Annotated in this window: 20 protein-coding genes; 18 read left to right on the forward strand and 2 right to left on the reverse strand. The window is 38.2% G+C overall.

Features of this window, described 5'->3' with window-relative positions; genetic code table 11:
• Nucleotides 1-6: 6 nt before the first annotated feature.
• From ABE34_RS08890 to spoVM, 6 genes are read left to right on the forward strand one after another with little or no spacing between them, the layout of a single operon-like run.
• Nucleotides 7-756: a Stp1/IreP family PP2C-type Ser/Thr phosphatase gene (locus ABE34_RS08890; RefSeq protein ID WP_197142056.1), complete on the forward strand. Its 750-nt coding sequence runs from the start codon at nucleotides 7-9 to the stop codon at nucleotides 754-756.
• Between the two features lie 2 nt (nucleotides 757-758).
• Nucleotides 759-2750 (forward strand): Stk1 family PASTA domain-containing Ser/Thr kinase, encoded by a 1992-nt coding sequence (gene pknB, locus ABE34_RS08895; protein WP_197141837.1) that lies wholly within the window; start codon nucleotides 759-761, stop codon nucleotides 2748-2750.
• A gap of 11 nt (nucleotides 2751-2761) precedes the next feature.
• The gene (gene rsgA, locus ABE34_RS08900) at nucleotides 2762-3646 is read left to right on the forward strand and encodes a ribosome small subunit-dependent GTPase A (RefSeq protein ID WP_197141839.1); all 885 of its coding nucleotides are present in this window, start codon (nucleotides 2762-2764) and stop codon (nucleotides 3644-3646) included.
• Nucleotides 3647-3649: 3 nt separating this feature from the next.
• Entirely contained in the window at nucleotides 3650-4318 is a 669-nt protein-coding gene (gene rpe / locus ABE34_RS08905; RefSeq protein ID WP_197142057.1) for a ribulose-phosphate 3-epimerase, read from the forward strand.
• Nucleotides 4315-4968: a thiamine diphosphokinase gene (locus ABE34_RS08910; protein WP_197141841.1), complete on the forward strand. Its 654-nt coding sequence runs from the start codon at nucleotides 4315-4317 to the stop codon at nucleotides 4966-4968. Before rpe ends, ABE34_RS08910 begins: the two co-directional genes overlap by 4 nt.
• A gap of 18 nt (nucleotides 4969-4986) precedes the next feature.
• Nucleotides 4987-5088: a stage V sporulation protein SpoVM gene (gene spoVM / locus ABE34_RS08915; RefSeq protein ID WP_139376952.1), complete on the forward strand. Its 102-nt coding sequence runs from the start codon at nucleotides 4987-4989 to the stop codon at nucleotides 5086-5088.
• 790 nt (nucleotides 5089-5878) lie between these two features.
• Here the strand turns inward: spoVM and rpmB are convergent.
• Together rpmB and ABE34_RS08925 are read right to left on the reverse strand one after the other, a co-directional pair.
• A complete protein-coding gene (gene rpmB, locus ABE34_RS08920; protein ID WP_079560418.1) occupies nucleotides 5879-6067 on the reverse strand; it encodes a 50S ribosomal protein L28 in 189 nt (62 codons plus the stop codon).
• A gap of 283 nt (nucleotides 6068-6350) precedes the next feature.
• Nucleotides 6351-7091, reverse strand: coding sequence for an IclR family transcriptional regulator (locus ABE34_RS08925; protein ID WP_197141843.1), 741 nt, complete (start codon nucleotides 7089-7091; stop codon nucleotides 6351-6353).
• Between the two features lie 214 nt (nucleotides 7092-7305).
• Here ABE34_RS08925 and ABE34_RS08930 point away from each other — a divergent pair, with 214 nt between their 5' ends.
• From ABE34_RS08930 to plsX, 12 genes are all read left to right on the forward strand, one after another.
• Nucleotides 7306-8193 carry a dimethylarginine dimethylaminohydrolase family protein gene (locus ABE34_RS08930; RefSeq protein WP_197141845.1) on the forward strand — a complete coding sequence of 296 codons (888 nt, stop codon included), beginning with the start codon at nucleotides 7306-7308 and terminating at the stop codon, nucleotides 8191-8193.
• A 1-nt stretch (nucleotide 8194) separates the two neighbouring features.
• Entirely contained in the window at nucleotides 8195-8956 is a 762-nt protein-coding gene (locus ABE34_RS08935; RefSeq protein WP_197141847.1) for a dimethylarginine dimethylaminohydrolase family protein, read from the forward strand.
• A gap of 156 nt (nucleotides 8957-9112) precedes the next feature.
• A complete protein-coding gene (locus ABE34_RS08940; protein ID WP_197142058.1) occupies nucleotides 9113-10537 on the forward strand; it encodes an amino acid permease in 1425 nt (474 codons plus the stop codon).
• Nucleotides 10534-12138: a M20/M25/M40 family metallo-hydrolase gene (locus tag ABE34_RS08945; RefSeq protein ID WP_197141849.1), complete on the forward strand. Its 1605-nt coding sequence runs from the start codon at nucleotides 10534-10536 to the stop codon at nucleotides 12136-12138. Before ABE34_RS08940 ends, ABE34_RS08945 begins: the two co-directional genes overlap by 4 nt.
• Nucleotides 12139-12619: 481 nt before the next feature.
• Nucleotides 12620-13825 carry a GGDEF domain-containing protein gene (locus tag ABE34_RS08950; protein ID WP_197141850.1) on the forward strand — a complete coding sequence of 402 codons (1206 nt, stop codon included), beginning with the start codon at nucleotides 12620-12622 and terminating at the stop codon, nucleotides 13823-13825.
• Nucleotides 13826-13934: 109 nt separating this feature from the next.
• Entirely contained in the window at nucleotides 13935-14297 is a 363-nt protein-coding gene (locus ABE34_RS08955) for an Asp23/Gls24 family envelope stress response protein (protein ID WP_053594173.1), read from the forward strand.
• A gap of 18 nt (nucleotides 14298-14315) precedes the next feature.
• Nucleotides 14316-15965, forward strand: a complete 1650-nt coding sequence (locus ABE34_RS08960; protein ID WP_197141851.1) for a DAK2 domain-containing protein — start codon at nucleotides 14316-14318, stop codon at nucleotides 15963-15965.
• Nucleotides 15966-16316: 351 nt separating this feature from the next.
• Nucleotides 16317-16979 (forward strand): L-serine ammonia-lyase, iron-sulfur-dependent subunit beta, encoded by a 663-nt coding sequence (gene sdaAB, locus ABE34_RS08965; RefSeq protein ID WP_197141852.1) that lies wholly within the window; start codon nucleotides 16317-16319, stop codon nucleotides 16977-16979.
• Between the two features lie 14 nt (nucleotides 16980-16993).
• Complete coding sequence (gene sdaAA, locus ABE34_RS08970; RefSeq protein ID WP_197141853.1) at nucleotides 16994-17911, forward strand: L-serine ammonia-lyase, iron-sulfur-dependent, subunit alpha; 918 nt, start codon at nucleotides 16994-16996, stop codon at nucleotides 17909-17911.
• A gap of 603 nt (nucleotides 17912-18514) precedes the next feature.
• Nucleotides 18515-20560, forward strand: a complete 2046-nt coding sequence (gene recG / locus ABE34_RS08975) for an ATP-dependent DNA helicase RecG (protein ID WP_197141854.1) — start codon at nucleotides 18515-18517, stop codon at nucleotides 20558-20560.
• A 129-nt stretch (nucleotides 20561-20689) separates the two neighbouring features.
• Complete coding sequence (gene fapR, locus ABE34_RS08980) at nucleotides 20690-21268, forward strand: transcription factor FapR (protein ID WP_079560862.1); 579 nt, start codon at nucleotides 20690-20692, stop codon at nucleotides 21266-21268.
• On the forward strand, nucleotides 21265-22260 hold the full coding sequence (gene plsX, locus ABE34_RS08985; protein ID WP_197141855.1) for a phosphate acyltransferase PlsX: 996 nt from the start codon (nucleotides 21265-21267) through the stop codon (nucleotides 22258-22260). The genes fapR and plsX overlap by 4 nt, the downstream gene beginning before the upstream one ends.
• The last annotated feature ends 7 nt before the right edge of the window (nucleotides 22261-22267 follow it).

Consider the following 22267-nt stretch of genomic DNA (forward strand, 5'->3'; position numbering starts at 1 on the left):
CCAGTGTTGGAATACACAGTCGAAAGTGATATTGGGTTAAAACGGGCAATTAATGAAGACCGTGCGGCATTTTTTAATCGTCAAGACGGGCTTGCACTAGCACTTGTAGCGGACGGCATGGGTGGTCATAATGCTGGCGATGTAGCGAGTGATATGGCGATGAAACAGATGGAAACCGTTTTTTTACAGGCAGAGGCACATCATTTTGCGTCAACAACATCAAAAAGAGAGTGGTTATTACAAGCAGTCAAGCAATTGAATAAAAGTATATATGACTATTCTTTATCACATGAAGACTGTAAAGGAATGGGCACGACGTTTATTGCAGTGTTAATTGAAAAAAATCATTGCTTTATCGCACATGTTGGTGATAGTCGTGTGTATTATTTCTTTGAGGATGGTGCACAACAAATAACAAGAGATCACTCCTATGTAAATGTTCTGGTTGAAAATGGTGAAATTAGTGAAGAGGAAGCGTTAACGCATCCGAAGAAAAATTTCATCTTAAAAGCTGTAGGTACAGAAGAAACGATTGAACCAGACTTTTACGAAGTTGATTTAGCATCAAAATCGTATTTACTCATTTGCTCTGACGGTTTAAGCAATAAACTTACAGTGTATGAAATGGCATCAATTATTACGTATCCAGATTCAGTAGAAGAAAAAGGACGAAAACTTGTAGAATTAGCAAATGCAAGCGGGGGGGAAGACAACATCTCCCTCGTGCTACTCACAAGGCAAGATGAGGAGGTGTAAGTATGCTTGTAGGTAAACGAATTAGTGACCGCTATAAAATTATAGGTCTTATTGGTGGCGGTGGTATGTCTAATGTTTATTTAGCGCATGACATGATTTTAAACCGTGATGTAGCGATCAAAATATTGCGTTATGATTTTACCAATGAGGATGAATTGTATCGCCGTTTTCAACGTGAAGCACTTTCTGCTACAAGCCTTACACATCCGAATATCGTTAGTGTTTATGATGTAGGTGATGATGGTGATCTACATTATATAGTGATGGAGTATGTCCAAGGGAAAACATTAAAGCAGTACATACAGGAATTCGCACCAATTTCTCCTGCCAGATGTGTGCATATTATGAAGCAATTAACGTCAGCAATTGCCAATGCCCATGAAAATCATATTATCCACCGTGACATTAAACCTCAAAATATTTTAATGGATGCAGAAGGTAATGTGAAAATAACTGATTTTGGTATAGCGATGACGCTTAGTGCAACATCATTTACACAAACGAACTCCGTGCTTGGAACAGTGCATTATTTATCGCCTGAGCAGGCTCGTGGTGGTACGGCAACAAACAAATCTGATATTTATGCACTTGGCATTGTTTTATATGAATTGTTAACAGGGGAATTGCCTTTTTCAGGCGAGTCGGCTATTTCTATCGCGCTTAAACATTTACAATCAGAGACGCCATCAGTTCGTGCCTTCGATGCTACAATTCCACAAAGTGTGGAAAATGTTGTGCTAAAAGCTACAGCAAAAGATGCTTCTCACCGTTATTCAACTGTAGAGGAAATGCAAGCAGATTTAGAAACAGTTTTATCGCCGAATCGTATGAATGAACCGAAGTTTGTTATACCGGTAGATAATGATGTGACGAAGGCTATTCCGATTATAAAAGAACCAACTGCACGTCAAGACGAAGATTTAACGCAGACAAGAGTAATCGAACCAATTACACAATTAACGCCGAAATCCGAAGCGAAGAAGCCTGTTGAAAAGACAGTACCTGTAAAGAAAAAGAAAAAGAAAAAGAAAAAATGGCCAATAGTTGTTGCCGGATTAATAATAGTAGCCATCGCTATTTTCCTATTCGTTTTTTTTGGAACAGATGCATTTAACCCGAAAAAGATACCTGTACCTAGTGTGGCTAATATGACAGTTGCAGAAGCTACTAAAAAATTAGAGGCTGAAGGCTTTACCGTTAGCCAGTCGCCGCAGGAGCGATATGATGAGGATGTCGAAAAGGATAAGGTTATAGAAACTGACCCTACAGAGGGTACGGAGCGTGTAAAAGGCACAGAAGTAGACTTAATCGTGAGTCTTGGGGTTGAAACGACGAAAGTTGAAGATTATAGAGGCCAGCAAATCAGCCAAGTTCAATCGATGCTAAAGGATAAATATTTAGATTCTGAAGTTAGTTATGTAAATTCAAAAGAGCCTGAAGGACGAATTATTGAACAAGAGCCAGCACCACAAGAAGAGGTAGTCGCTAAGAATACAATAATGAAATTTACGGTAAGTGCGGGTGTAAAAATGATCACCGTAGATAATGTTGTGAATTACACTAAAGCTCAAATGGATGAGTATGTAAGAAGAGAAGGCTTGACATGGCGTATTGTTCGTGAAGAAAATGATGATACAATACCAGCTGGAAGTGTTAAATCACAATTGACAAGAGCAGGAACGCAGGTTGAAGCGGGCACTGCAATCGCTGTTATTTTAAGTAAAGGACCTGCAGCAAGGCCTGATAAAACTTTGGTGATAACTGTACCAATTGAATATAAACCAAATGAGGAAGGTTTAGAGCAAACTATTCGAATTGATATTCAAGATAAAAACCATAAAGTGTTAACAACAGTTGAAACATTTACTATTACAGCTGATCAAGAGCACCGAATACAGCTTGTTATTGCAGATGGTCAGGATGCAGCCTATAAAATTATTCGTGATTCAGAAATTATAGATGAAAAAATAATCAACTACGATGATGTCAAATAAGGGGGAATTGGATGGAGCAAGGCCAAATTCGCAAAGCATTAAGCGGTTATTATTATGTATATGATGGAGAAGAACTAATTCAATGTCGAGGACGTGGGGTATTTCGCAATCGCGGGGAATCCCCACTCGTTGGCGACATTGTAGAATACACTCTGGAAACAAAAGGCTCGGACGGTACTATTCAAAAAATTATGGAACGCCAAAATGAATTAGTACGTCCCCCTATAGCCAATATTGACCAAGGTATTCTTGTGTTTTCTGTAAAAGAACCTAATTTTAATACGATTTTACTGGATCGTTTCTTAGTTGTTTTAGAGTCATTTCATGTTCATCCGATTATTTGTTTAACAAAGATGGATCTGCTAGAAGACCATGAACGTGAGGAATTGCATGGCTATATAGCAGATTATGAACGTATGGGTTATACCGTGCTACAAACCTATAAGGGTGAGGAAGAATTAGTTGAACGTCTACAACCTATTTTAAAGGAGAAAACCTCCGTATTAGCAGGGCAATCTGGAGTTGGAAAATCTACACTACTAAATACATTGATTCCAGATTTAAATTTAAAAACAGGCGTTATTTCACAAAGCTTAGGGCGTGGTAAACATACAACTCGCCATGTCGAACTAATCGAAGTATGTGACGGTTTATTAGCAGATACTCCGGGATTTAGTTCATTTGATTTTGATGAAATAGAAAAAGAAGAATTAGGCGCATGTTTCCCCGAAATGGCCCGTATGGCAGATGATTGTAAATTTAGAGGCTGTTTACACTTGAAAGAACCGAAATGTGCAGTAAAAGCAGCGGTGGAGGCGGGGGAAATTCGTGACTACCGCTATAAACACTACGAACAATTTTTACAAGAAATTATGGATCGAAAGCCGAGGTATTAAGTGATGATACAAATAGCACCATCAATTTTAGCAGCAGACTTTGCTAAATTAGGAGAAGAAGTTAAGGAAGTAGAAAAAGCAGGTGCACAGCTTATTCATATCGATGTTATGGATGGACATTTTGTGCCAAATATTTCATTTGGCTCTATCGTATTAGACGCCATTCGTCCTTTAACGGATTTACCGTTAGATGTACATTTAATGATCGAAAATCCTGATCAGTATATTGAACAATTCGCCAAAGCAGGGGCAGACTATATTACGGTGCATGTAGAAGCTTGCCGCCATTTACACCGTACAATCCAATTAATTCGTTCATTTGGAGTCAAACCAGGTGTTGTATTAAATCCACATACACCAATAGAATCCATTCAACACATATTAGAGGATATTGATATGGTGTTGTTTATGACGGTGAATCCAGGGTTTGGCGGGCAAAAATTCATTCACTCTGTAGTGCCAAAAATTGAAGCATTAGCAGCTATTATTAAAGAACGTAATCTTGATATTGCTATAGAGATCGATGGTGGAATTAATGCAGAGACTATTGTTCCTTGTGCAAAAGCAGGAGCAACTATTTTTGTAGCTGGTTCAGCAATTTATAGTAAAGAAGATCGTACAGCGGCACTTCAAGAAATTTTAGCAGCTGGTGAGGCAGCGATTCAAGGATGACCAAAGTCGTTGTTTGTGCAGGTGGACCAAAAGAGGAACTCTGTTCATTTAGTCCGTTTATAGAGCAAAGTGATGTATTATTTATCGGAGCTGATCGAGGAGCGCTATATTTAATTGAGCAAGGCATCACGCCACATGCCATAGTGGGGGATTTTGACTCTTTATCAAAAGAAGAATACGAACTGGTGATGGCACATACAAATGATAGACAACGATTCCAAGAAGAAAAAGATGAAACAGATACGGACTTAGCGTTATTAAAAGCCTTGACCTATACACCACTAGAAATTGTTCTTACAGGTGTTACGGGTGGACGTTTAGATCATTATGAGGCGGCAGTTCGTTCGATTTATCGTTTACAAAAAGAGTATCCACACGTAGTATTGAAGATTATTAATCATGCAAATATGTTGCAATTTTTACTGCCAGGCAAGCACATCATAGAAGCAGATAAGCAATATCGTTATTTATCTTTCTTTGCACATGAAGAGCCGATTAAAGATGTGACATTAAGGCAAGTAAAATATGAAACAACAAATGAAGAAATCTCTCTTGGTACATCCCGCTTTACAAGTAATGAAATAATAGGCAATTCAGGGTCTATATCTTTCTCACAAGGCATATGTTTAATGATAAGAAGCATAGATTAGCGTAAGGGGGAGAGAGTCCTGAAAGTATATACATTCCAGCTGCCGAAATTTGTAAGCAGTATTACGCGTACGTGTATCAACATTTTCAAAAAAGATAAGAAAGTAAAAAAATCCGACTAACACTAGTCGGATTTTTTTGTGGTGTTGAAAAACAAATCTTAATATAGCATGTAAAAAATATGATGCTTCGGCAAAGCAAGGGGTTGATTTCCGTTCCGCCTGGGCAACAGATGTCTTTGCGCGAAAGCGTGAGTGCAACTTAGCGGCAGCAGAGTTTTTTTGTGCGAAAGCGCAGCGACAGCAAAAGGGTTTTATCTGCGCGAAAGCGAAGCGGCAGCGGCAACAGCACGATGTTGGTGAAGGCGTTATCACAGGACGTGATGGTTTTAGCCTTCGTTCCTCTATTGCTGATCCCCGAGGAGTCGCCCAGTCTCCACTACAATCAACCGCTTCACATAGCGTGTAATCTAAAATGAAACATCAACAGTAACTGTTTTAAGTGCGGAAGTGAAGAGACGGCAACAAATATTTTAAGTACGAAAGCGAAGCGACAGCAACAACAGATGGACAATCGCATCACTATCAGAAGTTATTCTATTCAATTAAGGAGTAGTAAAAAAGGTACCCATAAAATTGATAAAAGTTAAAGACTCTTATTTTATACAGATAATAAGCGATTTGTTGAGCTGGACAGCTATATGTAAAAAAGCCGCAAGCAATTATGTTTCTTTGTCATTGCTTGCGGCTTAGTCATTTTATTGTATTTATAGAAATCCACTAGTAGGATGATTAAATACGACTTATTCATGTAAATAAATACTCATAAAGGTGGTTGATAGCTTGCCTAGTTATTAAGAAAGAAAAAAATCGATTTGCGCCAAATGCGAAATCGATTTTTTGGAAGCGGCGATTAAACGCGCTCGATTTTACCTGATTTTAATGCACGAGCAGAAACCCATACACGTTTTGGTTTACCGTCTACTAAGATACGAACTTTTTGAAGGTTAGCACCCCAAGAACGTTTGCTAGCGTTCATAGCGTGGGAACGGTTGTTACCAGTACGAGCTTTACGCCCAGTGATTACACATTGTTTTGGCATGTTGTATTCCCTCCTTACTGTCAATGCTGAAAGATTATTATTTCAGTTCGGTATTTCACATACCATAATAATTTAACATACGATGACGTTCAGTGCAATAGTTTTCACATAACCTTTCAAGAAAAAAACCTTTACAGACTAAAAACACTTGTTAAATAATGGGTGTTAATGCCTAGATGAAACAATTATTAGGAGAAAAAATTGGAAGTTTTCAATTATCCCGCCTGGTTTGGAGAAGGCTCATAATCAGTAAGATATAAAGAAAACCCACTTCCATCTCGTTTTATTTTCCTCGGTAGCCAAGCTTTATGGAAACACGTTTACCAGTTTCCACTAAACGCTCTGTAAGAGTATTAGTATGTTCTGCTGAAACGTTAAAGCTAACAAAACCTATACTTATTGCACCGACTATTTCATTGAAACCATTTACAATGGATACTGCGATTGAGGATGTTCCAGCCGTTCTTTCCCCATGACTAATGGCAAACCCTTGTAGTCTTATTTGATCAAGCTGTGACTCTAATTCAGAGATTTCTTCATGAGGAATAAGCTGTTCAATAATCTCCCTCGCTTGAGAAATAGGCATTGTGGCTAAAATTGCTTTACTTGCAGCCCCGATATTCATCGGAATACGAATGCCTAACTGATCGTAAATTCGAATCGGGTTAGTTGTACTGTCAATTCTTTCAATGATAATTGTATCTAAACCAGCGGGCTTACTTAAGTAGACGCTTTCCTCGACTTCTCTTGCTAAACGTTCTAGTTCTGGCCTAATTTTACTAATGTAGTCCATCGTATCATACACTTGTAAGCCAAGCTCCATCCATATTGTACCGAGACGATATTGTTTAGTTTGATCGTCTTGTTCAATCATTCCCTCTTTAATCATCGCTTTTAAAATTCTATGTAGTGTGCTAAGTGGTAAATTGCATTTTGCCGAAAGCTCTGAAATGGACAAACTGTTTTCATTTGCTTCAGAAGCCAAAACTTTAGCGATTGTCATAGCTCGTTCTAATAATTGCATTCATAAGCCACCTCTCTTTCATTTATTTTATTTTTATTCATTGTCTACGTCTAGCTACATAATCGTGGATATTTGTTTTGTTCCCCTCTAAAAAGAATGAATATATAAATTTTTCTAAATATATTGACATTATACCTTAAAGCACATATATTTTTCATATAAACTTTCCTCACAACGGAAACGTTTTCCACTACACGGAAAAGGGGTGAAGGGAATGCATTATTGTTCATCAATGTATGCACCTTTGAGACACGTAATAGTAAAACATCCAAAAGATGCTTTCCGAAACCAAGAACATCTTAGCGATGAATGGAAAACATTTAACTACTTATCGGAACCTAGCTATAATGAGGCTCTTAAAGAATATGCACAATTTATGAGTATTCTAGAAAAGTATGTTGAAAAAATTGATTTTTTACCAGAATCAGATGAAGTAGGGCTCGATTCGCTGTATGCGCATGATCCCGTAAAGTTCACACCAAATGGTGCTATTATCTTAAAATCCGGCAAAAAATCAAGACAGCCAGAAGCAGCTGTTTATAAAGAGTTTTTACAAGAAAAGGGTATTCCGGTTATCGGAGAATTGACAGGAGAGGCTATATCAGATGGTGGTGATATTGTTTGGCTTGACGATCGTACGCTTGTTGTAGGTCGGGGCTATCGAACGAATGATGAAGCTATTCGTCAGCTAAAAGACATGACGAAGGATGTTGTCGATGAATTCATTGTTGTACAGCTACCGCATGATTTAGGTGAAGCAGAATGTTTACACTTAATGTCTTTCATTAGTATGGTAGATAAGGATTTAGCGGTTGTACATTCACGATTAATGCCAGTTTTCTTCCGTCAGCTTCTAATCGACCGAGGTATTCAATTAATTGAGGTTCCGAAAGATGAATATGATGCGCTAGGTTGTAACGTCTTGGCACTGGCGCCTAGAGTATGTATTGTTCCAATTGGAAATCCAATGACCAAGCAACAATTACTTCATGCAGGTGTAACAGTTTATGAATATAAAGGAAATGAAATTTCAATAAAAGGAACAGGTGGACCAACATGTTTAACCTGCCCAGTAGTAAGAGAAAAAAAGGAGATGAAGTAAAATGTTTAAAAATGTTATTGTAAAAAAACCAGGAAATAGTTATGTAAATGGTTTAACGACTAGTGACTTAGGAAAACCGATTTTAGAAAAATTATTTGAGCAGCATGAAAAATATATTGAAGCCTTAAAAAGATGTGGCGTGGAGGTTACACAGCTTCGAGCAAATGATGCCTTTCCAGATTCAACATTCGTAGAGGATACGGCTGTTTTAACATCTGAATTTGCCATTATTTCAAATCCTGGGGCCGAAGCTCGTAATCGTGAGATTGAGGAGATCGTGCCAGCAGTTAAAAAGTTCTATGAAAAATTATATTATATCGATGGCCCTGGAACACTTGATGGCGGAGATGTATTGCAAGCAGAAAAGAAATTTTATGTCGGCATCTCTGATCGTACAAATGAAGAAGGGGCTCGACAATTTAAAGAAATCGTAGAAAAAGAAGGTTATGAGGCAACGATTGTTCCGCTAAAAGAATTTTTCCATTTAAAGACGGGCATCGCGTATGTTGGAGAAAATCGTATGGTAGTAGCAGGGGAGTTTATCGATCATCCTGCATTCGAATCCTATGAAAAAATTATTATTCCAAAAGAAGATGAGTATTCAGCAAACTGTATTCAAGTAAATGATTATGTCATTATTCCAGCAGGCTATCCAGAAACAAATCGTAAATTAAACGATCTAGGATACCAAACAATTGAGCTTGAAATGTCAGAATTTAGAAAACATGATGGTGGGCTAAGTTGTTTGTCATTACGTTTTTAGTTTGATAAAAAAATACCCAATCAATATCAATTATGCCCTGGCATAATTCCATGACACCCGCTGAAAGAAGTCAAATAGGATAGATTGATTGGGTACTTTAGTACAATTGATATCAGAATATTCAATATATTGATTACAACTAGAGAGTGGGGATGGATGTTGAGTAAAGAGGAACAACGGCAAGATCATCAATTAAACCGTTCGATGAAGAGTCGTCATTTATTAATGCTATCGCTCGGAGGAGTTATTGGAACAGGGCTATTTTTAAATGTTGGCTTTACAATTAATCAGGCAGGACCTGGGGGGGCATTAATTGGTTATTTATTTGGTGGCTTAATATTGTACATGGTTATGAATTGTCTTGGAGAATTAGCGGTTTATATGCCTGTAACTGGTTCTTTCCAAACCTATGCAACACGTTTTATCAGTCCTTCAGCAGGATTTTCTTTAGGATGGATGTATTTTGTCGGTTCAGCTGCCACAGCGGGGGTGGAATTTACAGCAGCAGGAATTTTGATGCAGCATTGGTTTCCGGATGTCCCTATTTGGATTTGGTGTGCCGTATTTATGGTCCTGTTATTTACTCTAAATGCATTAACAACAAGAGGCTTTGCGGAAGCGGAATTTTGGTTTGCAAGTATTAAAGTCATTGCGGTGATTGCATTTATTATTATAGGAGTGGCAGCAATCTTTGGAATGATTCCGTTAGCTGATCGTCCGACACCACACTTTACGAATTTAGCACCGTCCGGTTTATTTCCGGCAGGTATTTCAATTATATTCGTCACAATGATGAATGTTATCTTTTCTTATCAAGGTTCTGAACTTGTAGGTATTGCTGCAGGAGAAACTGAAAGTCCGGAAAAAAATATTCCTCGGGCAATAAAGACGATTCTTTTTAGGATTATTGTTTTCTATATTGCTTCTATTATTGTTTTATCTGCGATATTCCCTTCATCGGAGCTTGGACTATTGGAAAGTCCATTTGTCACATTGATGAATTTAGCCGGTGTTCCATATGCAGCTGGCATCATGAACTTTGTTATTTTAACGGCGATATTATCAGTAGGTAACTCGTGTCTTTATGCGTCCACACGTTTATTATGGTCGATGTCAAAAGAGGGAATGGCGCCTAAACTATTTGGACGACTAACGAAAAATAAAGTGCCATTCAATGCACTCGTTTTTACGATGCTTTTCTCGCTGCTTTCTTTATTAACGAGTGTGATGGAAGCAGATGCAGTATTTGTTTTACTCATGTCTATTGCAGGAATTTCTGTAACAATTTCATGGATGGGAATTTGCGCATCTCAATTGATGTTCCGGTATCGTTATGTGAAAGCAGGAGGGGATGTGGCTAATTTAAAATTTAAAACGCCATTTTATCCATTGATCCCGGTGTTCTGTATTATTTTTTGTATGCTAATTCTTGTCTTTTTAGCATTCGATCCAACACAAAGAGCTGGTTTATTATATGGAGTTGGGTTCTTTATTGCTTGCATGATTTTCTATAAATTGAAATTGAGTAAATCAAATACGGTTTCTTCTGAGATTGGCTCAAATGAAGGAGAATATTTATGAATGTTTATCTTTGGAATACACCTGAAAAGCTTCGTGCATTATTATGTGAAATTGTCAGTTGGAAAAGTAGGACATTAACTAAAGGTGAACATGAATTTGCCTATAAATTAAAAAATAAATTGCAAACGCTTTCTTATTTTCACGAAAACCCGGAATTTATTGAATTACATGATGCGGGCCTTGAACGTAATGCTGTAACTGCTTTGTATAAGCACTCATCTGCAACAGAAACGGTTGTGTTAATTAGTCATTTTGATACGGTCCATACTGAAGAATATGGCGAGCTGGAACCATTAGCCTTTTACCCTGAAGAGCTAACAAAAAAGCTAATGGAGCCTAAATACAAAAAGGATTTACCTGATGCGGCAAGAATTGATTTGGAATCAGGTAACTATTTATTCGGTCGTGGGACGATGGATATGAAAATGGGGCTTGCATTGCATATGCAGTTGATTGAAAAGGCAAGTATCGAACAATGGCCCATCAACCTTATTTTAACGGCGGTGCCAGATGAAGAAGTGAATTCTGCTGGAATGCGTGCAGCAGTTGTAGACCTTGTCAGACTTCGTGAACAGCATGGACTCTCTTATAAACTATTTTTAAATAGTGAGCCTTCTTTTTCACAAGGTCCGGCTGATATTAATGAATATATTTATTCAGGAACTATCGGTAAAATTATGCCTGCTGCCTTATTTTACGGAAAAGAAACACATGTGGGTGAGCCATTAAAAGGAATGACCGCAAATTTTATTGCTTCTTACATGACGCAGCATATGGAGTGGAATCCTGTTTTCCGTGAGACAGATCTCGGTGAAAGTACGCCATTACCTGTATCCTTACAATTGAAAGATTTGAAAATGGAGTATTCTACACAAACACCATATCGTGCAGCAGCCCTTTACAATGTGTTTTTATTAAAGCGCACAGCATCGCAAGTAATGGATATTTTTGAACAAGTTGCATTGGAAGCAATGTCAGCTTGTAATGAACAGTATAAGCGAATTTGTGAGCGAGAAAAGGTACAAGGTGTAGGTGAAGTAAACGTACTTCGTTATGAGGCACTTTTAGAGTATGCGATTAATAAATTAGGCGCCCGGGAAGTAGATTTAATTAAAAGTCAAGTTATTGAAAATAGCGCATGGGATGATCGAGAGAAATCTATTCGCATTGTGGATCAGCTAATCATTCGTTGCCAGGAACTATCACCAGCGACAGTGTTGTTATATGCACCACCTTACTATCCAGCAATCAATTCATCTAATGATCCTCTTGTTATTCGATCCATTGAATTGATGAAGAAAACAGCCAAAACATTTAATATTGAAGTGGAGCAAATTCACTATTTTAATGGAATTTGTGATTTGAGCTATGTCAATTATTCTGATAACTCGAATGAATGGATAGCATTCGAACGCAACACACCTGTATGGGGAGAAACGTATAGTATTCCGTTTGAAGCAATGTCCGCATTACAGGGACCTGTTTTAAATGTTGGACCGTTTGGGAAGGATGCTCACCAAAAGACGGAAAGACTACATGTGGATAGCGCATTTAAGGAAATGCCAGTGATGATTGAGGCGCTTATTAAAAGCCTGTTTTGATTTAAGGAATAGATTGGCATTAAGGGATGTACAATCGAGGCGCTGTTATAAAGTTATTCTGTATTCTGTTCGAATATATGGTGAGGAGCCGTAATATTCACTTTGAACTTTTTGGAATTTATAAAATTTAAAATCGTTTAATTTTGTTAAAAAAGTTGGTGTATATAAACATCAGCTTTTTTCGTTGTTTTATGCAGCGAAAGTGGAGTGCCAGATCTAGAAGTTTTGTTTTGACTACGAAAATCAGCTAAGTTCCTTTTTCAACAATTTTGCAAAGACTACTTGTATTTTTCATTATTTAGACGATAAAAATAGAACGAATTATCTTCATTCAACAATGTTTACTGTGCGAAAGCGAAGCGACAGCAACAAATGTTTACTGTGCGAAAGCGAAGCGACAGCAACATGGTTTTAACTGTGCGAAAGCGAAGCGACAGCAACAAAATGTTTTTGCAAGTTTGTTTTATTAGGAGCGGACATTATGGAAAATCAAGAAAAGCTAGTTCTCTCTATACAGAAAGAAATGATTCAATTTAATTTAAAACGGATGCGAGTGGTAGCGTGGACGTTGATGTATATATCAACCATCATTACGATTATTCATTATGGTGAGGTCTTCTTTTCGAATTCTGAAAGAGCGATGGTGCCTGCATATATAGCTATTCACACGATATTGTTTTATATAGATTTAACGGTGTTATTATTTGTAAAAGAGAAGAAATTTCAGGTTACAACGCTTAATATGCGAAAATATGAATCTATCTTACTTGCATATATCTATACGATATTGTTATTGATTACTGTAATAACCGTAATGGACGTTTATTTCTTTAAACATGCAGCTCTTTATGAGGTACTATTTTTAATGATTTGCACCGTTTTTTCCGTCCCCTTCCGGAAAATTTTTGGGATTATAGTAATAACAGTACCACCAATTTTAATAAGTGCTTATATGAGTGTTGGGGTATCAGGTGAAGGTATTAAAATACTTTTACCGATGTCCCTTATTATTCCTATAGGGCTAGTTATTCAGCGACATACTTATAAAATGCAAAGACAATTTACGAAAAAACATATTTTATTGCAAGAAGAAATGACAAAATCCAAAAAATTGTCAAAATTATTAGCTGAGAAAAATAATGAACTATCAGAGCAAGCGCTTCGGGACACGTTGACCAATTTACCAAATCGACGAGCTTTAAATAATAAATTGACACAAATAGGGCAACAACTTAGTAAACCAAAATCTTTATCTGTCATGATGATTGATATTGATTTCTTTAAAAATTTTAATGATTATTACGGTCATTTACAAGGTGATGAAGCATTAATAAAAGTGGCGGCTCTTTTAGATGAAATTGCAGAAAAATATAATGCATTTGCAGCACGTTGGGGAGGCGAAGAATTCGTAATCGTTAGCCAGCATGCCGCCAAGTTTTCAGAGCACGTTTGTGAGGAAATTTTAGAGGAAGTACGCAATTTAAACATTCGTCATGAACATTCGCTAGTAGCTGATATTGTAACGGTCAGCATCGGGATGTGCCATGTTAAAATTACAAATAGTGAGCAATTGAAAACATGCTGTGAATTAGCTGATCAAGCATTATACACAGCAAAGCAACACGGTCGTAACATCTTTTACAGTAAAAGTGGAAATTTCGATGAAGATGTATGTTTGCCTTTATAATGTCAGAAAAACGTTGATACAGTGCGCTTTCATGCCTTCCAAGGTTGCTTAATGTATAACGAAAGTGTTACAATATCATTTAGTCAAAAAGAGCCAAGGGGGCATTTCTATGTCAATTGAGTTAAACAATGAATTCGGCCAAATTGATATTTCAACAGATGTACTTGCACAAATAGCTGGTGGCGCTGCTGTAGAATGCTACGGTATTGTTGGCATGGCATCTAAACATCAAATTCGTGATGGTCTAACTGATATTTTACGTAAAGAAAATTTTGCAAAAGGTGTTGTAATTCGAAAACAGGACGACGATTTACATATTGATATGTACATTATTGTTAGTTACGGGACAAAAATTTCGGAAGTTGCTTATCAAGTACAATCGAAAGTGAAATATACAGTGGATAAAACATTAGGTATGAGCGTAAAATCTGTCAATATTTTTGTGCAGGGCGTTCGTGTAGCGAATGATTAAGAGGAGGAACTAAATCTAATGCAGTCTTTAGACGGAATAAAGTTTGCAGAAATGGTGCAAATGGGTGCCCATCACCTATTCCAAAATGCAAATTATGTTGATTCATTAAATGTATTTCCAGTACCAGATGGTGATACAGGAACGAATATGAACTTATCGATGACATCTGGAGCAAAGGAAACGGAGCAGTATGTCTCAGAACATATCGGCAAAACATCCCAAGCTTTATCAAAAGGTTTACTTATGGGAGCACGCGGGAATTCTGGCGTTATTTTATCGCAGTTATTCCGTGGCTTTGGTAAATTTATTGAGAAAGAAGCGACAATTGATGCTAAGGGCTTAGCAGGTGCTTTCCAAGCTGGCGTTGAAACTGCCTATAAAGCAGTAATGAAACCGGTTGAAGGTACAATTTTAACAGTTGCACGTGAAGCGGCGAAAAAAGGCGTGGAAGTTGCAGAAACTGAAACCGATATCATTGCAGTAATGGAAGCATTTACTGCTGAAGCACAGGCTTCATTAGAGCGTACACCTGATCTTTTACCTGTTTTAAAAGAAGTAGGTGTTGTAGATAGTGGCGGCCAAGGTCTATTGTTTGTGTATGAAGGATTTTTAGCATCCTTAAAAGGTGAGCCATTACCGGTGAAAAATGAAGCAACTTTAGATGATTTAATTAATGCAGAACATCATAGAGCGCAAGATTTCATGGATACTTCGGATATCGAGTTTGGGTATTGTACAGAAATCATGGTACGTTTTGAAGAAGGAAAAGAGCCGTTTAGCGAGGAGCAATTCCGTAATGAATTAAACCCACTAGGTGATTCTTTACTTGTTATTTCAGATGAAGAGATCGCGAAAGTGCATATTCATTCTGAGCAACCAGGCTCTGTTTTAGCAATGGGTCAAAAATATGGTAGTCTTATTAAAATTAAGGTCGACAATATGCGTGAACAGCATTCTGCCATTGTTGGTGAGGATCATAAAGCACCAACTCCGGTCAAAAAAGCAGAAAAGCATCCATATGCAATTGTAACGATTGCAATGGGCGAGGGAGTTGCTGAATTACTTCGTTCAATTGGTGCTTCTTATGTTATTGAAGGCGGTCAAACAATGAACCCTTCAACTGAAGATATTGTAAAGGCGGTAAAGGAAATTGGTGCTGAAAAAGTATTAATTTTACCGAATAACAAAAATATCGTCATGGCAGCAGAACAAGCAGTAGAGCTTTTAGATATAGAAGCGGCTGTAGTTCCAACGAAAACAATCCCTCAAGGTATGGCAGCGATTTTATCGTTCAATCCAGAGGCGACAGTTGAAATGAACCAAGCAACAATGACAGAAGCTTATGCAAATGTTAAAACAGGTCAAGTAACTTATGCAGTTCGAGATACATCTATTGATGGTGTGGAAATTCATAAGGACGATTTCATGGCTCTTGCAGAAGGTAAAATTGTATTATCTACTCCGGCATTAAAAGATGCCGCTGAGAAGGTAATTACTGATTTAGTGGATGAAGATGCAGAAATTGTAACAGTCATTTATGGTGCAGATACAACGGAAGAAAATGCTTCGGAATTAGTGAAATTTATTGAAGAGCATTATCCAGAGGTTGAAGTAGAGTTATTTAATGGTAAACAAGGATTATATCCATATATTATTTCAGTAGAATAATCCGATGCTACTTTTTGAATGAGTAGATAAAGCAGTGCACACAATGTGTACTGCTTTTGTTTATGGTACAAAGAGACTAGGGGATTATATTGGATATAAATCGGCTGAAATAAACGATTTGGTGTGTGTATCCAGAAGACGGTGTGTTTGTAAATGCTGGAATATCAGCAGTTTGAAATTATTGTTTATTTGGAGTAGACAAAAGTTAATTAATATTTCCACTGTATAAATTATAGTCTCTTAAATTTTCTGAAAGTTGATAAAGAAATGCTTTGCTTTTATAGTAATTATCAAGCATTATATAAGTAAAAAATCAAAAATATTATATAGATAGAATAGAGGGGTGTTAGTATGAAGTTTACTTCAGTGTTTGATATTATTGGACCGGTGATGATTGGGCCTTCTTCTTCTCATACGGCAGGTGCGGCACGAATTGGGCGTGTTGCTAGAGATTTATTTGGAAGACAACCAAAGTGGGCAACAATACACTTATATGGTTCGTTTGCGGAAACGTATAAAGGACATGGAACAGATGTAGCTTTGATTGGGGGTCTATTAAATTACGATACATTCGATGAGCGAATTAAAACAGCCTTTGCCGATGCAGAAAAAGCGGGATTAGACTATGAGTTTATCCCAGAAACAGCTAATATGGAACATCCGAATACGGCTCGCCTTGTAATTGGCGATGATGGAGGAGAGATGTCTGTTGTTGGCATTTCGATCGGTGGCGGTAAAATTGAAGTTAGTGAGGTTAATGGCTTCAAGCTGCGTCTAACAGGTGGCATGCCAGCAATTCTTGTTGTCCATGATGATCGTGCGGGTTGTATTGCCAATGTGGCGAATTGCTTAGCGATGCATGCGGTCAATATTGGGCATATGGAAGTTTCTCGTATTGAACGTGGTTTAACAGCTCTTATGGTGATAGAAGTCGATCAAAACATCGAAGATAAAGTATTACAACAAATTTCTTTAATACCACATATTTCGAAGGTTTCTAAAATTAATAACTAAGGAGGTGTCCCAATATGGACGTATTGTTTCATAATGTTCGTGAACTAGTTGAACGAGCGGAGCAAGAAGGAAAACTAATTTCTGAAATTATGATAGAACAGGAAATGTTAATAACTGGACGCACTAGGGAAGAAATTATACAGCAAATGGACAATAATTTAACGGTGATGGAGGAAGCTATTGAAAGAGGCTTGAAAGGTGTTCAATCTGTAACGGGCTTAACAGGCGGTGACGCGGTATTGCTTCAAAATTACATTGCGCAGGGAAATTCATTGTCGGGAGATTTATTACTAGATGCGGTAAGTAAAGCGGTTGCGACAAATGAAGTTAATGCGGCTATGGGGACAATTTGTGCTACCCCAACTGCAGGTTCGGCTGGAGTTGTACCAGGGACATTGTTTGCAGTGAAGAACAAGCTAAATCCGACACGTGAGCAAATGATTCGTTATTTATTCACATCGGGTGCTTTCGGCTTCGTTGTTGCCAATAATGCTTCGATTTCAGGTGCTGCAGGTGGCTGTCAAGCGGAGGTTGGCTCAGCTGCTGGAATGGCGGCGGCTGCGATTGTTGAGATGGCTGGTGGTACCCCGCAGCAATGTTCAGAAGCATTTGCCATTACACTCAAAAATATGCTAGGGCTTGTTTGTGATCCAGTAGCTGGATTAGTAGAGGTTCCTTGTGTTAAACGGAATGCTATGGGAGCGGCGAATTCACTTGTGGCAGCGGATATGGCACTTGCGGGGGTTACAAGTCGCATTCCGTGTGATGAAGTGATTGGCGCAATGTATCGAATTGGACAATCTATGAGTCCGAATTTAAAAGAAACTGCCCGTGGAGGCCTAGCTGCAACTCCAACAGGTAAAGCTATTAGCAAAGCCATTTTTGATAATGGCAATTTAGAAAGTATTAAGTCACTTCAAAATAAAAGATAGTAAACACGCTTTCCTCAGGGGGAGCGTGTTTTTTTTGAGGTGAAAATGAAAGGCATAATGGTCAAATGACAAAGAGTATAAATTCTCTTATTGATCCTGCATTCATCCTACCCTTTATAAGGGTGGGAGATTTTTGTATCTGTCGTTTCACTTACGTTACATAATACATGTACCTATTGCTACGCTTTCGGACAATATACATTCGCTGAAAGTAGTTAAAATGTACGCTATGTAAATAATTGATCTTCATACGGCTGGACGCCCCAGGAAATCGCCCTGCTGGAACGGAAATCAGCCACATGTTATGGTGATGAGACTAGAATAAATGGGGAAATAGGATGAAAAAGTGATAATTTTTTCGATATAATTAACTATCAATCAATTATTAATGAATTGAATTGCTATCTTCCTTAAAATGATAAGTTATATAATAAAATGGAGAATAATACGTGTTTAAATGTTTAAACGCTAACAACGATATAATGAAAGCTTAGAGTAATCGTAAGAAAGGGGAAACTCATATGCTGAAAAATAGTATGGTGATACGAATGACTGTAGATAAAGTACTTGTGGTGAAAAATTTAGAAGGGGCTGTCGTGCAAGGTGACTGATTTAACGAACCCCGTTACTAGTTTAAAGGGAATCGGGAAAGAAACAGCAGGACATTTAGAAGCGTTGGGAATCGAGACGGTAGCGGATTTGTTATGGACGTTTCCGCATCGACACGAGGATTTTCGCTTGAAAGATTTGGCGCAAACACCACATAATGAACGTGTCACTGTTGAGTGTAAAGTTGAACGTGAACCAACAGTATTGTTTTTAGGTCGCAATAAATCACGATTACAAGTGACTGTGCTGGCAGGTCGACATTTAGTGAAGGTTGTTTTTTTTAACCAAGGCTACTTAAAGCAAAAGCTTGTACCTGGAGCTATTATTACTGTTACAGGTAAATGGGACCGGGGCAGACAAGTGATTAATGGAACGTCTGTAGCATTTGGTCCTAAGACAGATCAAGTTGACTTTGAACCTGTTTATAGTTTAAAGGGTTTAATTCCGCAAAAGCGTTTTCGTAAATATATGCGCCAGGTGCTAGATGAGTTTGGTGCTGACATACCTGATGCTATTCCACAGCACTTACGCACGGATTATAAGCTCGCTACAATACGTGATGGGCTTGAAGGTATCCATTTCCCTATTGATGCAGGGCATGCAAAACAGGCTAGAAGGCGCTTTGCCTATGAAGAGTTGCTAAACTTTCAACTACGTATTCAAGCGTTACGTAAAATTCGAAAGGACAGTGAGCGCGGTACTGTTATACAGTTTGATTTGCAAAAGATACGTGCCTTTATTGCATCGTTACCATATGAATTAACGGGTGCACAAAAACGTGTTGTCAATGAAATTTGCAAAGATTTAAAAGAGCCACATCGTATGAACCGCTTACTCCAAGGTGATGTAGGGTCAGGGAAAACTGTTGTCGCGGCAATATGTTTATATGCGGCTATAACTGCTGGTTTTCAAGGGGCATTAATGGCACCGACGGAAATTTTAGCAGAGCAGCATGCTGAGAGTTTGAAGGAATGGTTTGAGCCATTTGGCGTACGTGTAGCTTTATTATCGGGATCGACAAAGGCGAAGGAGCGTCGTTTGCTTTTAGAAGAACTAGTAAATGGAAATATCGATATTTTAATTGGTACACATGCGCTAATTCAGCCAGATGTCGTTTTTTACAAGTTGGGTTTTGTTATTACAGATGAACAGCACCGTTTTGGTGTTGGGCAGCGTAGAATATTGCGTGATAAAGGAGAAAATCCAGATGTGCTCTTTATGACGGCAACACCAATTCCGCGTACTCTAGCGATTACAGCATTTGGAGAAATGGATGTTTCAATGATCGATGAAATGCCGGCAGGGCGTAAGCAAATTGAAACACATTGGATGAAAAAAGAGCAATTTGGCTCTGTTATGTCAAAGCTAGAATTAGAGCTTGCCGCTGGCAGACAGGCCTATGCTATTTGTCCGCTGATTGAGGAATCAGACAAGCTGGATGTGCAAAATGCTGTAGAAATCTATGAGCAGCTTGCAACATATTTTAATGGGCGTTACAATGTCGGATTAATGCATGGTCGCCTATCCGCTGATGAAAAAGACGCTGTCATGCGAGCATTTAGTGAAGGAACTATTCATGTGCTTGTGTCTACAACCGTTGTTGAGGTTGGGGTAAACGTGCCGAATGCAACGTTTATGATTATTTATGACGCTGAACGCTTCGGCTTAGCTCAGCTACATCAGCTACGAGGGCGTGTTGGACGAGGAGAACATCAGTCGTATTGTGTGTTGCTTGCCGATCCAAAATCCGATGAAGGTAAAGAGCGAATGCAGTCGATGACGGAAACGAATGATGGTTTTCGCCTTGCTGAAAAGGATTTGGAACTACGTGGTCCAGGGGATTTCTTTGGTCGTAAACAAAGTGGCATGCCAGATTTTAAAGTGGCGGATTTAGTGCACGATTATCGAATACTTGAAACTGCGAGAAAAGATGCGACGGATATGATTGAAACAGATGCTTTTTGGCATGATGATGAGTATAAATATTTACGTGAAATGCTTGAAAATTCTGGTGTTTTACAAGGGAATCGCTTCGATTAGTTGAATATCAATGCTCAATTAGGAATGTGAGCACTTGTTTATAAAACAAGTCTTGCATTCTTTTTTTATACTCTATATACTGATATTAGTACCAAGTGCTAATAACAACTAAAAAGGTGGCGAATGATGTTGAGACGAACGAAAAAAGAGCGACAGCGACTATTATCCGAAACGATAGCTGATAATCCATTCGTCACAGATGAACAGCTAGCAACACAGTTTCAGGTTAGTGTCCAAACAATTCGTTTAGATCGTATGGAGTTAGCGATTCCAGAATTACGAGAACGAATTAAAGATGTTGCTTCAAAAACCTATGAAAATGAAGTGAAATCACTACCGATTGATGAAGTAATCGGAGAAATAATTGATATTGAATTGGATAATCGTGCATTATCTATTTTTGACGTAAAAGAAGAACATGTTTTTCAGCGCAATGGCATCGCACGTGGACATCATTTGTTTGCGCAGGCAAACTCATTAGCGGTAGCAGTTATTGACGATGAACTAGCATTAACAGTACATTCTAACATTTCCTTTGTGAAACCTGTTAGAGCTGGAGATCGTGTTATTACAAAAGCAATCGTTATCGGACGTGATGAAAAAAGTCATCGTACAAAAGTAGAGTTAACGTCCACTGTTAACGGTGAAACAGTTTTTGTTGGTGAATTTGATATGTACCGCACGAAAGGTAAAGGTGAACAACAATGAAATTAGCGCTTGATGGAATGGGTGGCGACAACGCACCAAAATCAGTTGTCGAAGGTGCTTTATTAGCGTTAGAGCAAATTCCGAATTTAGAAATTCAATTATATGGTCAGCAGGAAAAGCTTGAACCATTTATAAAAATACATGATCGATTAACTGTAGTGCATTGTGATGAAGTTGTCGAAGGGACAGACGATCCAGCACGTGCGGTTCGTCGTAAAAAGGATTCATCGATGGCACGAATGATGGATGCAGTTGAAGAAGGTAAGGCGGATGCTTGTCTTTCGGCTGGTAATACAGGTGCTTTAATGGCAGGAGGCTTATTTAAAGTAGGGCGTATTGAGGGGATTGCTAGACCTGCTCTAGCTACTACACTTCCTACTTTAGATGGTAAGGGCTTTTTAATGCTTGATTTAGGAGCGAATGCAGACGCGCGACCTGAGCATTTATTGCAATATGCAATTATGGGCGATATTTATGCGAAGAAGGTAGGCGGCTTGCAAAAGCCACGTATCGGCTTGTTAAATATCGGTACTGAGGATAAAAAAGGGAATGAATTAACGAAGGCGGCTTTTGGCTTATTAAAAGAAGCAAATATAAACTTTATCGGCAACGTAGAAGCTCGAGATTTACTTGAAGGGGTAGCTGACGTTGTTGTAACAGATGGCTTTACAGGTAATATGGTACTTAAATCAATAGAAGGTACTGCTGGTGCGTTATTTTCAATGTTAAAAGAGGCGTTTATGGCTTCAACAAAAACAAAAATTTCGGCAGTACTTATGAAAAATAATTTACGTGACCTAAAAAATAAAATGGACTATACAGAGTATGGTGGTGCAGGCTTGTTTGGTTTACAAGCACCTGTAATTAAGGCACATGGCTCATCCAATGCTAAAGCAATATACAGTGCAATTCGCCAAGCGAATACGATGGTTGAGCATACAGTCATCTCGACAATTACAGATACAGTACGTCACATAGAAATTGAAAATTGATTAACTT

The organism is Lysinibacillus sphaericus (assembly GCF_015844675.1).
In the GTDB taxonomy this organism is placed as follows: Bacteria; Bacillota; Bacilli; order Bacillales_A; family Planococcaceae; genus Lysinibacillus; species Lysinibacillus sphaericus_E.